Annotated in this window: 8 protein-coding genes; 5 read left to right on the top strand and 3 right to left on the bottom strand. The window is 68.2% G+C overall.

Annotated features, from left to right (window positions below; translation table 11 throughout):
* Positions 1 to 21: 21 nt before the first annotated feature.
* The 3 genes from IE266_RS09685 to IE266_RS09675 all read left to right on the top strand — a co-directional run bounded on the left by IE266_RS09685 (position 22) and on the right by IE266_RS09675 (position 4,887).
* The gene (locus IE266_RS09685) at positions 22 to 579 is read left to right on the top strand and encodes a biliverdin-producing heme oxygenase (RefSeq protein WP_189679883.1); all 558 of its coding nucleotides are present in this window, start codon (positions 22 to 24) and stop codon (positions 577 to 579) included.
* A complete protein-coding gene (locus IE266_RS09680) occupies positions 572 to 3,157 on the top strand; it encodes an HWE histidine kinase domain-containing protein (RefSeq protein ID WP_189679882.1) in 2,586 nt (861 codons plus the stop codon). The genes IE266_RS09685 and IE266_RS09680 overlap by 8 nt, the downstream gene beginning before the upstream one ends.
* Before the next feature lie 68 nt (positions 3,158 to 3,225).
* The gene (locus tag IE266_RS09675) at positions 3,226 to 4,887 is read left to right on the top strand and encodes an MFS transporter (RefSeq protein WP_268249753.1); all 1,662 of its coding nucleotides are present in this window, start codon (positions 3,226 to 3,228) and stop codon (positions 4,885 to 4,887) included.
* Between the two features lie 6 nt (positions 4,888 to 4,893).
* Here IE266_RS09675 and IE266_RS09670 read toward each other — a convergent pair whose 3' ends face one another.
* Complete coding sequence (locus tag IE266_RS09670; RefSeq protein ID WP_229864036.1) at positions 4,894 to 5,370, bottom strand: META domain-containing protein; 477 nt, start codon at positions 5,368 to 5,370, stop codon at positions 4,894 to 4,896.
* 192 nt (positions 5,371 to 5,562) lie between these two features.
* Between IE266_RS09670 and IE266_RS09665 the strand changes: the two genes are divergently transcribed.
* Positions 5,563 to 11,346, top strand: coding sequence for a hypothetical protein (locus tag IE266_RS09665; protein WP_189679879.1), 5,784 nt, complete (start codon positions 5,563 to 5,565; stop codon positions 11,344 to 11,346).
* 17 nt (positions 11,347 to 11,363) lie between these two features.
* Positions 11,364 to 12,059 (top strand): CpXC domain-containing protein, encoded by a 696-nt coding sequence (locus tag IE266_RS09660; RefSeq protein WP_189679878.1) that lies wholly within the window; start codon positions 11,364 to 11,366, stop codon positions 12,057 to 12,059.
* A 5-nt stretch (positions 12,060 to 12,064) separates the two neighbouring features.
* Here the strand turns inward: IE266_RS09660 and IE266_RS09655 are convergent, their stop codons facing one another.
* On the bottom strand, positions 12,065 to 12,469 hold the full coding sequence (locus IE266_RS09655) for a type II toxin-antitoxin system VapC family toxin (RefSeq protein WP_189679877.1): 405 nt from the start codon (positions 12,467 to 12,469) through the stop codon (positions 12,065 to 12,067).
* Entirely contained in the window at positions 12,466 to 12,690 is a 225-nt protein-coding gene (locus IE266_RS09650; protein ID WP_189679876.1) for a type II toxin-antitoxin system prevent-host-death family antitoxin, read from the bottom strand. The genes IE266_RS09655 and IE266_RS09650 overlap by 4 nt, the downstream gene beginning before the upstream one ends.
* Positions 12,691 to 12,791 lie beyond the last annotated feature (101 nt).

Below are 12,791 nucleotides of genomic sequence, written 5' to 3'. Positions count from 1 at the left end.
ACAGGTCGTTAGGACGGTTTCGTGACGCCCAACTCCCCTCTCCAGCACCAGGGCACCAAGGGCTTTCGCCTTGCCCTGCGCGATGCCACCCGGGAAGACCACGAGGCCACCGAGCGGGCCTTCGGCGACCTGCTGGATGCGCCGCACCGCCACCTGCCGCAGTTCCTTCGCGCCCAATGGCTCGCCTTCGATGCCCTCGAACGCAGCATCGCGGCACATCCCTCGCCGTTCCTGTCGGACGTCCTCGCTGCCCTGAGCGCCGATGGCGCGGCGGGTGGCGCCTTGCCCCCTGCCCGCCCGCTCGACCCGCTGGCGGTTGCCTATGTCACCGCCGGCTCGCGCCTTGGGGCGGCGGTCCTGCGGCGGCGGCTGACCGAGGCGGGGGTCGATCCGATGCCCGCCTTCTTCGCCGCCGGCAAGGCCGAGAGCGGATGGCACGAGATCTGCGCGGCGCTGGACGCCATCCCGCAGGAGAGCCCGCGCGCAGAGCAACTCGTCGCGGATGTCCGCCACGCCTATCGCTGTTTCGAAGATGCAGCCACAACCGCCCGGCAAGAAGGCACACGAGCTTATGGCTGAACCGAAAGTCGACCTCACCAACTGCGACCGCGAGCCGATCCACCGGCTGGGCCGGGTGCAATCCTATGGCGCACTGCTGGCCCTCGGGCCGGACTGGACCGTGCTGAACGCCTCGGCCAATCTGGATAGCATCCTTGGTTCGGATGCAGCCTCGGCCATCGGGCAGCCGGTATCGACGCTGATCGACGCGGAAGCACTGAAACGTATACGCAGCAGCATGGGCGCGGTCGAGAGCAGCGACAACGCCGTGCGCCTATTCGGGCTGAAGGTGCGCGAGGCGCTCGGGCCGTTCGACGTGTCGATCCACCAGTCGGGGCGCCGGCTGCTGGTCGAACTCGAACCGAAGGGCCGCGCCGTCGAGGTCGACGTGATGGCCGAGGTGCACCCGCTGATCCGCCGCATCCGCTTCCGCGACAGTTTCGAGTCGCTGGCGGCCGACGCCGCCCGCAGCCTGCGGGCGCTGTCGCATTTCGACAGCGTGATGGTCTACCGCTTCGAGCGCGACGGCTCGGGCAAGGTGATCGCCGAGGACCGGGCCGACGGCAAGCGCCGCTATCTCGGCCAGCACTTCCCGGCGAGTGACATCCCGGTGCAGGCGCGCGCGCTCTACAAGCGCTCGCTGCTGCGGCTGATCGCCGACGTCTCGGATACCGGGGCGCGCATCCTGCCGGAACCGGGGCCGGGCGAGGAAGAGCTCGACCTGTCGATGGCGGTCACACGCGCGGTGTCACCCATTCATCTCGAATACCTGTCGAACATGGGTGTCGGCGCCTCGATGTCGGTGTCGATCATGAAGGACGGCGAGCTTTGGGGGCTTTTCGCCTGCCACCACGACGGGCCGCATTACATCGACTACGAACGCCGCACCGCGGTCGAGATGTTCGGGCACCTGTTTTCCTACGAGTTGGGTCGCTACGAGGAATCGGTGCGCCGCAAGGCGAGCGAGGACACCAGCCGCCTGCAGAACCGCCTCATGTCGCAGGTCGTCGACGGGCAAGATCTGTCCGGGCCGCTGCTGGCGATGTCCGATGGTATCCAGGGGCTGATCCCGCATGACGGCATGGCGCTGCTCTGGGCTGGGAAGATCGCCACGCGCGGCGACACCCCGCCCGAGGGTGCTATCCGCGCGCTGGCCGATACGCTGGCCGCGCCGGTTGGCGAGACCGGCGACGTGGTCGCGATCGGGAGCCTGGCGAGCCGGCTGGAAGGCGCGTCGGACTACGCCAAGACCAGCGCGGGCGCGCTGATCCTGCCGGTCTCACGTGGTGGCAGCGATTTCGTCATGTTCTTCCGCCGCGAGATCGAGGCGGTGATGGATTGGGCGGGCGACCCGAGCAAACCCGTCAAGGTCGGGCCGAACGGCATCCGGCTCACGCCGCGGCAAAGCTTCGAGGTCTGGCGCGAGATGGTTGTCGGCCACTGCGCGCCCTGGTCGGACTACGCGCTGCATGCCGCCGGCACCTTCCGCACCCTGCTGCTCGAGGTCGTCCTGAAGGTGGCCGAGGCACAGACGCTGGAACGCAAGCGCGCCACGGAACAGCAGCAGTTGCTGATATCCGAGCTGAACCACCGGGTGCGCAACATCCTGAACCTGATGCGCGGGCTGGTGGCCCAGTCCAAGGTCGGCGCCACCTCGCTGGCCGAATTCACCGACAGCCTCGACGGGCGCATCTATTCGCTGGCCCAGGCGCATGACCAGCTGACCCGTGACAGCTGGGAACCGGCCTCGCTGCGCCAGCTGATCCTTCTGGAGTTCGAGGCCTACGCCGATGCCAAGGCGCAGCGCGTCACCATCAAGGGGCCGGACGCCCGGATCCTGCCGACTGCCTACACGGCGCTGGCGCTGGTGCTGCACGAGATGGCGACGAACTCGATCAAATACGGCGCGCTTTGCGACAAGGCGGGCCGGGTCGATATCGAGCTGTCCTTCGACGCGCAGGGTGCCCTGACCATCGACTGGAAGGAGCGTGGCGGCCCGCCGGTCGCCCCGCCGCAGCGGCGCGGCTTTGGCACCACCATCATCGAGCGGTCGATCCCGCACGAGCTTCGCGGCTCGGCATCGATCGACTACAAGGTCAGCGGGGTCGAAGCGCGCTTCGTCGTGCCGGCCCCACTTGCGACGCGCGACGAAGAGCCGGAGACAGACATGAACACCGCCACCCCCTCCTCGGATATGCCTGCAAACGCGGCGCGGCCTACCACGGCCGTTTCGGGCGAAGGCCTCGTCCTGGAGGATTCGCTGATCATCGCGCTCGACGCGGCGGATACGCTGAAGGAACTCGGGGCCTCGAACGTGCATATCAGCTCGTCGGTCGGTGAGGCGCTCAAGATGATCGAGCAGCGCAGGTTCGACTTTGCCCTGCTCGACGTCAATCTCGGCTCGGAACAGTCGGTGCCCGTGGCGGAACGGCTGGCGGAGATCGGCGTGCCCTTCGTGCTGGCCACCGGCTATGGCGAGGCCGCCGCGCTGGTCGAGAGTTACCCGCCCTGCGTGATCGTGCAGAAGCCCTTTGCCAGCGACACGCTGTCCTCGGCTTTCGAGCGCGCGCTGGCGTCCGACGCCCCGCGGGCGGGCTGAGCCAAGGCGCGGGTTGACGCGAAGTCCTTGCGCTTGCCCCCGGCTTCTGGTCGGTATGGGGCAATAGAATTTCAAGCAGCGCCAAAGCACGCCGCCAGATGCCCAATAGCACGCCAACCCTCGCCGTCTTCCGCAACCGGACCTTCCGCAGCCTGTGGATCGCCACGCTTGCCTCGAACTTCGGCGGCCTGGTGCAGTCGGTCGGCGCGGCCTGGACGATGACCAACCTCACCGACTCGCAGAGCATGGTGGCGCTGGTGCAGACCTCGGTGACGCTGCCGATCATGGTCTTTTCGCTGACCGCCGGGGTGTTTGCCGACAACTTCGACCGCCGCAAGATCATGCTCTGGGCGCAGTGCTTCATGTGCGCGGTCTCGATCGTGCTGGCCTTCCTTGCCTACGAGGGATTCCTGACGCCCTGGCTCCTGCTTTCCTTCACCTTCCTGATCGGCTGCGGCACGGCGATGCACAACCCGTCGTGGCAGGCCTCGGTCGGCGACATCGTCTCGCGCGAGGAGTTGCCGGCGGCGGTCTCGGTCAACAGCATGGGCTTCAACCTCATGCGCAGCGTCGGCCCGGCGGCGGGCGGCGCCATCGTCGCCATTGCCGGCGCGGCGGCCGCTTTTGCGGTGAACGCGATGAGCTATGTGGCGATCATCGCGGCGCTGTTCCACTGGCATCCCGACCAGGCCCCGCGCCGGCTCCCGCGCGAGATGTTCGTGGGCGCCTTCGCCGCCGGGCTGCGCTATGTGGCGATGTCGCCGAACCTGCTGCGGGTGATCGCGCGCGGCTTCATCTTCGGCCTCTCGGCCATCGCCTGCCAGGCGCTGCTGCCGCTGGTGGTGCGCGACCAGCTGGCAGGCGGTGCACTGGTCTATGGCATCCTGCTTGGCGCCTTCGGCTTTGGCGCGGTGCTGGCGGCGCTGGCCAATGCACGGCTGCGCGAGCGATTTCACAACGAGGTCATTACCCGCTTCGGTTTTCTCGGTTTTGCCATCAGCACGGCGACCATAGCCCTCAGCCCGCATGCGATCCCGAGTGCGCTGGCGCTGCTGCTCTCGGGCTTCTGCTGGGTGCTCTGCCTGTCGCTCTTCAACGTGACGGTGCAGCTTTCGACCCCGCGCTGGGTGGTCGGGCGGGTGATCGCGCTCTACCAGACCTCGGTCTTTGCCGGGATGGCCGGCGGCAGCTGGCTCTGGGGTGCCGTCTCGGACAATGTCGGGCTGACGATCGCGCTGCTTGCGGCGGCGGGCGTGCTGGTCTTCGGGCTGTTCGTCGGCTTCCTCGCCCCCCTGCCGGATTCCAGCGAGATGAACCTCGCCCCGCTCAACCGCTTCCGCGAGCCGCCGCTGCAGCTCGACATCACCCAGCGCAGCGGGCCGATCATGGTGCTGGTCGACTATCGCATCTCGCAGCAGAACGTGCCGCGGTTCCTCGAACTGATGGGCAAGCGGCGGCGCATCCGCATCCGCGACGGGGCGCAGCAATGGGCCCTGCTGCGCGATCTCGAGGACCCGGACAACTGGACCGAGACCTACCACGTGCCGACATGGGTGGAATACATCCGCCACAACGAGCGCCGCACCCAGGCCGACGCCGAGGTGACCGATGCGCTGACGGCGCTGCACGAAGGCCCCGAGCCGGTGCGGGTGCACCGGATGATCGAACGCCAGACCGTGCCGATGCGCGACGACACCCCGCGCAAGCCGCGCGACCCGCAGGCCGGCTGAACCCGCCTAGCCCGCGTCGGCGCGGCGCGCCTTCACCCGTTCGAGGGTCTGCGCATAGAGCGTCAGCGTGCCGTCCGCGCCGATGACGAACCGGTCGCAGACTTCGAGCGCGCGCATGAAGTCCGTGTCGGCCCGCATCAGCTCGGGCGCGCATTCCTCGTTGTCGAAGGTCATCTCGCCAAGATTCAGCCTGTCGCCCTCGACCGTTGCCTCGCCCTGGTAGCCCCGGCAGCCACCGCTGCCCGCCAGCATTCCGCCCGCGAAATGCATCACCACTTGTGCCCCATCCGGCAGATCGGCCCCGGCGATCCAGGTTACGGACCAGGTGCCGTCAAGGCTGGTGGTCGTCTCTTGCTCGGTCATCGCCACGATCCCCTCTGCGCTGGTCAGGAGATCCGTGGCCGGACCGGAGGGCGACAGGCCTCCGCCAATCCAAAGCGCACCGGCAAGGGCGATCATGCTGAAGGTCAGGACGCCGACCATTTCCAAGCCTTTCGCGGGTCTCCTGCGCCAGTGTCGCGCCGCGGCCCGCATCGGTCAATGCCGCGTTGGGGCTATCGCCGGAAAGCCGCCGAGCCGAGCGCCACGGTTGCGAGACTCGGCGTCGCGTGGCACAGTCTTGGGACCAATCGATATTTTAATCCGTTCCATTTTTCATTTTGAGAGGGTGCCCCAATGCCCGCCATGTCGAAGGAAGCCATCAAGACTCTGCGCGCAGATATCGCCGAGGCCCGCAAACGCGCGGTGAACTTCGGCCTTTGCCTGGGCAAGAAGCCCGACGCCACGGTGCTGGTCACCCACAAGAGCAAAGCGGCCGAGACCCTGGCGCGCGAGGCGAAGAAGGCCGGCGAGACGGTCAAGACCGCCTGCGGCGTGCTCGAGGTCGACGGCAGCAAGCTGAATTTCACCTGCAGCGAGGATCCGCCCTCGGGCTTTGCCAAGAACCTCAAGGGGTTCATCAAGGCGGCCGGGCTGACCAGCATGAAGGTCCGAATCCTGAGCCTGGACGGCAACCTGCTGGAAGACGACGGCGACCCGGAGGAGACCGAGGACGGGGTCGAGGCGCCGGGCTACGAGGATACCACCGAGGAGAGCCCGGAAGAGCTGGAAAGCCGGGAGACTGGCGTCGAGGAGGAGCCGGAGCTGGAACCCGAGCCGGAGCCTGAACCCGAGCCGGAGCCCGAGGTCGAGACGGTTGTCGAACCGGAACTGGAACCGGAACCGGAGCCCGAAGAGGCGCTGCAACAGTCCGCAGAGGAGGTCCCCGCCGCCGCGAGCCCCGAGCAAGAGCAGCCGGCCGAGGCCAACCCGCTGGAAGCGAAGTGGAACGAGCTGCACGCGGCGATCGAGTCGATGGTCGAACAGGCGCGTTCGATCGACGGCCGCGTCGCCGAGGCCTGGGCCAAGATCAAGGGTGTGGCCGACAAGGGCGATTTCGACCTGGCGCTGAAGACCGCCGAGAAGCTGGGCGGCCATCTGAGCGGCATCCTCGCCAAGGCTGCGGCGGCGGCCTCGGCTCCGGCGGTGTCGCCGGAAGTCTCGGAAGCCGCGCGCAAGAAGTGGGTCGAGATCGAGGACCGCCTGCGCGGCCATGTCGAGGCGGCAATCGAGGCTGGCTGGCCCGCCGCCGAGAAGATCCGCCAGGCCTGGGCCGAGATGCTGGCGAAGACGGCGGATGGCGTGGGCGACTTTGCCGGGGCGATCAAGGGTGCGCCGGCGCTGATCCTCTTGCTGAAGGAAGGCAACAAGGCCCCGGCTGGCGGCGGAACCGCAGCCGCGCCGGCCGAGGCGCAGGGCGAGACCGCCGCCGCGCCGCAGGCCGATGGCGAGACCGACACCCTGCCCCCACCGCCCGTAGCGGGTGGCCCGGGAGATGGCGCAGGCGCGCCGCCCCCGGCCGAAGGGGCCGGCGACGCCGCCCCTGCCGATGCACCGCCGGCTGCTGCAGGCGAAGGCTTTGCCACCACCCCCGCCCCGGCGGCCAAGACCGCCGATCTGAGCGGCGACGACGCCGCCAAAATCGCGCGGATCGACACTGACCTGAAAGCGATCGACAAGCTGGTCACGGCCTATATGGCGGTGATCCCCGGCTCGGCCGAGCCGAAGCCCGTGGCCTGGACCACCGAAATCACCGCGAAAACCACCTTCCTGGCCGAGATGCAGGCCGCCGGCGCCGTGATCGAGACCGCCAAGCTCGACAAGGCGCTGAAGGAGTTGACCGCGCTGGTCAACACGATCAATGCCAAGACCGTCGAGAAGAAGGACTGGAAGAAGGCGCGCGACCTCGTCGATGCGCGCATCCTGACGCTCGACCATCACGCCCAGGCCACCTCGGCCGAGATCCAGCCCAAGATTGACGACATCAAGGCCAAGCTGGCCGCCGCCACCGCCAAGGCCGATACGCAGGACTTCAAGGGCGCGATCAAGGATGCCGAACCGCTGCTGGCCGCCTGCGACACGGTCGAGCTGCTGGCCGACGACTGCGCCCATTACAAGGCCGTGCTGGTCTCGCGCCAGAACCTGGTCGCCAGTTCGGCGGGCAACCCCGCGACGGGTGTCGCCAAGATCGACGGGATGCAGGCCAAGTGTCAGGACCTGCTGAACAAGGCCGCCACCGATGCCGCCGCCGACAAGTTCAAGGAGGCGGTCAAGAAGCTCGACGAGATCCCGCCACTGCATACCGAGATGCTGGTGCTGCAGCAGAAGAAGGCCGATTACGACTGGTATCTGACCCAGATCGACCCGGTCTTCACCACGATAAACGCGCTGCCCAACGATCAGAAGGCCCTGCTCGAACCGGGTCTTGCCGCCTTCCGCAAGGCCTATGCCGATGCCAAGGTCGCGGTGACCGGCGACTATAATGCCTCGGCCAACCTGATGATGCTCATCAACATGAAGGAGCGTCCCTTCTACGCCGCCGCCGCTGCCGCGGTCGCCGCCTACATGCCGGCCAAGACCGCCTTCGAGGCCAAGCTGGCGGAACTCGACGGCCATGCCGGCAAGGCCGGGATCGACGCCTTCCTGCAGGCGATGAAGGCCGACAAGGCGCAGGCCGAGACCGAGGCCGCCGCCAAGCGGTTCCCGGCGGCGACGGGGCTTTACACCCGAAGCCAGCCGCAATGGGTAGCCGAGAAACAGCGTGCCGATGACTGTGTCGCCTACGAGGCCAAGCTGGCTGCGCTGACCCCGCTGGTCGATGCCGAGCGCGGCCGCGCCGGGGCCGAGAACGGTGTCGGCCAGGCCGATACGCTGATCTCAACCGCCGCGAAGCAGGCCCTGGCCGGGGACTATGCCGGCGGCCTCGCGAACCTCACCGAGGCCGAGAAGCGCGCCGGCGATGCCAAGACCGCCGCTGATGCCTGCGAGGCGCTTGGCAAGCTCAAGGACACCGCCGCGCTCGACGACATGGCGACCGATTACGCCAAGGCGCACAAGGTCTATACCGACATGAAGGCCGCGGTGGACAGCGCCGACAACACCGGCACCTTCCGCGCCGAGATCGCCAAGGCCGACAACCCCGCAGGGGCAGCCGCTGCGGCCGCCGCCAAGGCCCCGCCGGATTTCGCCGAGGCGCGCACACAGCTCGACGCCGCCATCGCGCATCTCGAGAAGACCATGCCCAAGGTCATGGCCTGGGGCCCCTACAAGAACCACCACTCGGCGGCCAAGATGGACATCAACCTGAACCTGCCGGGGCTCAACAGCGACAACTGCATCCAGCCGCATATCGACGAGGCGACGGCCCTGCTGGCCGCCGCCGACGCGCTGGCGGCGGATCCTGCCTGGGATATCGCCGGGGCCGAGGCGCAGCTGACCAAGTGCAAGGTGGTGATCGACGCGGCCAAGGCCGATGCCGCGCTCTATCCCGCCGTGCGCAACGACGTGGCGACGATCACCGCGATCAAGGCGACGTTGGGCAATGCCGCGAATGCGCCGGTGGTCGCCTTCATGCCGGCCCGCGTGGCGCGCATCGACAAGTATCTCGCCGATATCCCCGCCGCCATCGCTGCCCGCAAGATGAAGGAGGCAGCGGCCGAGGCCAAGCAGGGGGCCGCGCTGCAACAGCCGGTAACCGATGAACTGGCCGCCGGTGCCGAGGCGATCCGGCGCAAGACGGCCTGGTATGACGTGAGCCTCGGCAAGGTGACCGGCCAGGCGGTCTGCCAGGACCTGATCGACCAGGCGGCGGAAAAGCTGAAGATCTACACCAAGGACATGGGCACGCCGAATTTCGCCGCCGCGGTGGAGAGCATCCGCCCGCCGAACTGGGACCTGATGGCCGCGAAGAAGCTCCTCGACGCTTCCGTCGCCTACGAGCCGCTGCGGATCGCCGCCGAGGCGCAGCTGAACTCGGTCCGCGCTGTGCGCAATGCCGGGGTCGAGACCGAGCTCAAGGCGCTGGAGGCGCGCTATGACGCGGCGCCGGCGCTGACGGCGGCGGGCAACTACCACCGCGCGACGATCGAGATGACCGAGATCGCGGCGGCCTGCCCCAATCTGCTGACCAAGGCCAACGGCTACCAGCCCTACGAGGACGCCCGCGTTCCGGCCAAGGAGAAGATGGACGAGGCGGCGGCGCACAAGCAGGCGGCGGCGATCCAGCCGATGATCCAGCGCATCACCGCCAAGTATGCGCAGGGCGAGAAGGCGGCGGCGGATGGCGACTATACCGGCGCCAGGACGCTGATGGAGGAAATCAAGGCCGACGCCGAGGCCGCAATCGAGAGCGCCGACCAGCACGCGAGAATCGAGCTGGCCACCGATGTGCTCGACGCGGCCGCCGATACCGGCATCCTGCCGCCAGCGGTGATCCTTGCCACCGAGGAACTGCTCGACCACCTGAAATCCAAGCCCGAGCACGTCGGCGCCAATGCCGAACTGGCCGCCGCCGCCGCGCAGCTGGCCGTTGCCAAGGCCGGTGTCGGGGCGACCAAGGCGGCGCTCAAGGCCGCCATCGCCGCCTGCAACGCCGCCGACGAGAAGATGAGCCAGTACCGGATGCTGGAACAGTCGGTGAAACGCGCGCAGGACCAGGTCGCCGCGATCAAGGGCCATGCCCAGGGCGCCTATGTCGCCCCGCTGCTGACCCCGGTCGAGACCGCCGTGAACAAGGTGCTGCCCGACGCGCAGGCGAGCGGCGACCACATGGCGCAGCAGACCGCGCTCGACGCGCTGGTGGTGCAGCTGGTCGACCTGGACCAGATGGCCGACGACTATGCCAGATACCTCACCACCCGCGCCGAACCGACGGTCGAGCCGCAGGTCGAGGTGCTCGAGAAGCACGACCACCGCTATGCGATCAAGGCCCCGATCGACACCATGCGCGCCAAGCTGGCCGAGGCCGCCAAGCAGGCCGAGGCCCACAAGCCGGCCGATGCGCTGGCCCTGCTCGAAGAGGTGCGCAAGATCGGGATGAGCGCCAAGATGCTTGCCGACATGCGCGCCAACGTGCCGCCGACGCCTGCGGACGTGAAGGAGATCCTCGCCCGTCCCGGCGGCGAGGCCGAGCTCGACGCGATGATCGGCCAGCTCGAACCCGACGCCCAGCGCGCGATCCTGCGCGTGGCCTTCGAGGCGCGTTTCGGCTGCAAGCTGGAGATCTACACCTATAACGCCGCGACCAAGACCCATACGCTCGACGCCATCGACGGGATGAAGACCGGTCCCAACATCAAGCGCTTCTTCGAGCTGATGTCGGCGCTGCCGCCGGCGGATACCACCGATAACGACAGCCTGCTGATCTGGAGCGAGAAGCAGGCCGGCGGGTCGAAATACAGCGGCGACCGGAAAGAGGTCATCATGGACGAGGGCCAGGATGAATCGAGCGGCTACTACGGTTTCGGCCGCGACTTCGAGGTCGGCGGGCAGGACGAGAACTGCAAGCCGGTCGACGACGAGCCGGTGACCCGCTTCAGCTGGAACACCCTGCACGAGGTCGGCCACGCGGTGGACGACAAGCACGGCTACATGGACAAGAACGGAGCCTCGGCGAACCACGGCGGCTGGCAGGTGCATGGGCGCGACTATGGCCCCGTCGCCAAGGTCATCGCCGATCACTACAAGTTCGACCAGACCTATGTCGAACAGGCGATGCTCAAGGTCGCCAATATCGCCATGCCCGAGGTGCCCTCCGGCGGCGCGGTCACGCCCGAGGAATGGGAAAAGCGGCGCATCGCGGTCTTCAACCACATCCAGCTGGCGCTGGAGGCGACCAAGCCCTGGAACTCCAATTCGCAGGCCGAGCGCATCGCGATTGGCGGGCGGGTCTACCAGGAAAGCTATCCGGGCAGCTGGACCAGCTACCTGCTCGCCGCGCGCGGTCAGGGGATGACCGGCTACCAGTTCCGCGCCCCCGGCGAGTGGTTCTCGGAACTCTACGCCGCCTATCACATCGGCAAGATGAAACCCGAGCACCCGGCCGCCGGCTGGTTGCAGACGCTCGCCGCGCCGGCACCGTGAGCTGAGGAGAGTTAGCGATGTCCCTGTTCCAGCCCCTGAACCTGATCTGCCCGAAGTGCGAGGCGCTCATCACCATGGAGGCGGTCGGCTCGGTCAATGCCGACCGCCGCCCGGACCTGCGCGATGACATCATGAGCGACCATTTCCAGGACGCCTCCTGCGGCGCCTGCGGCTTTACCTTCCGGCTGCAACCCAACTTCAACTATCTCGACGCCGGGCGCGGCCAGTGGATCGCCGGGATGCCCTCGGCGCGGATGCCCGACTACCTCGAGATCGAGGACGAGGTGAGCGACCTCTTCGCCACCAGCTATGGCAGCCGGGCGCCAGCCGCCGCCCAGGCCGTTGGCACCGCGCTTGCGGTCCGGCTGACCTTCGGCTGGCCGGCGATCCGGGAAAAGCTGCTGATCCGGCAGGAGGACCTCGACGACGTCGTCGTCGAGATGCTCAAGCTCGACCTGCTGCGCCGCCTGCCCGAGGCGCCGCTGGCGCCGGGAACCGAGCTGCGGCTGATCGGCACTACCGAGACGATGCTGAGCTTTGTCTGGGTCGAGACCGCCTCGGAGGAGGTGGTGGGCGAAGTGCTGGTGCCGAGGGGCCTTTACGACGCCATCGCCGAGGCGCCCGAGGCCTGGGCGCCGATCCGGGCGCAGCTGGTGAACGGGCCATTTGTCGACATGCAGAAGCTCTACATGGGCGAAGGCCGCGCGGCCTGATCCCCCTAGAACGGGTCGAAGACCCGCACCCCGGCGCGGGCAAAGTCCGCGCCGTTCGCCGTGACCACCACGGCGTCGCGGGTCAGCGCCTGGGCGGCGATCATCAGGTCGGCCGGCCCCGGCCCGATCCGCGCCGAGAGCACGCCCCAGACCATCGCATCCTGTGCCGAGAAGGCCAGCACCCGGTCGGCGAAGACGGTCACCGTCCGTTCCAGCCAGCGGCGCAGGTCGCCTGCGGCATCCGGGTCCTTGGCCTCTTGCAGGTGGATCCCGAGGGCGATCTCGCTGATGGAAACCACGCTGAGGAACAGCTCCTCCTCGTGCCGTGCCTTCAGCCAGGCGGCCAGCCTGGGCGCCCGGTCGGCCCGGCGCGACGAGGCGATGACCCCGGTGTCGAGGATGTATTTCATCGCGCCGCGTCGTGGCGGGATTCACCGCCCGGATAGGCAAGCAGGTGATCGGCAAAGCCCTCGCGCTGGGCCTGCGCCGCCTCGACCAGCCAGTGGTATTCCTGCGCCGCCACCACCACCACCGCCGGCTTGCCGCGCCGGGTCACCTCTTGCGGCCGGCCGGCAAGCGCCGCCTCGACCACCGCGCTGAACCGGTTCTTCGCCTCCTGCAAGGTCAGCATCGCCGCCCCCTATCTGGCCTGTTGTCTGGCCAGTCTAGCCGAAGTGTACCACCGCTCAAGCCTCTTGCCATGGCTGACACCCCCTGCGCGCCAGCGCACAG

Source organism: Seohaeicola zhoushanensis (assembly GCF_014656415.1).
Taxonomy (GTDB): domain Bacteria; phylum Pseudomonadota; class Alphaproteobacteria; order Rhodobacterales; family Rhodobacteraceae; genus Seohaeicola_A; species Seohaeicola_A zhoushanensis.
Note: the sequence above shows the minus strand (reverse complement) of the source record. Positions and strands in the feature narration are given on the sequence as shown.

Coding starts and splice junctions, on each gene's coding strand:
- IE266_RS09655 (WP_189679877.1), bottom strand. CDS start 12,469: ATGAAATACATCCTCGACACCGGGGTCATCGCCTCGTCGCGCCGGGCC.
- IE266_RS09670 (WP_229864036.1), bottom strand. CDS start 5,370: ATGGTCGGCGTCCTGACCTTCAGCATGATCGCCCTTGCCGGTGCGCTT.
- IE266_RS09660 (WP_189679878.1), top strand. CDS start 11,364: ATGTCCCTGTTCCAGCCCCTGAACCTGATCTGCCCGAAGTGCGAGGCG.
- IE266_RS09665 (WP_189679879.1), top strand. CDS start 5,563: ATGCCCGCCATGTCGAAGGAAGCCATCAAGACTCTGCGCGCAGATATC.
- IE266_RS09650 (WP_189679876.1), bottom strand. CDS start 12,690: ATGCTGACCTTGCAGGAGGCGAAGAACCGGTTCAGCGCGGTGGTCGAG.
- IE266_RS09680 (WP_189679882.1), top strand. CDS start 572: ATGGCTGAACCGAAAGTCGACCTCACCAACTGCGACCGCGAGCCGATC.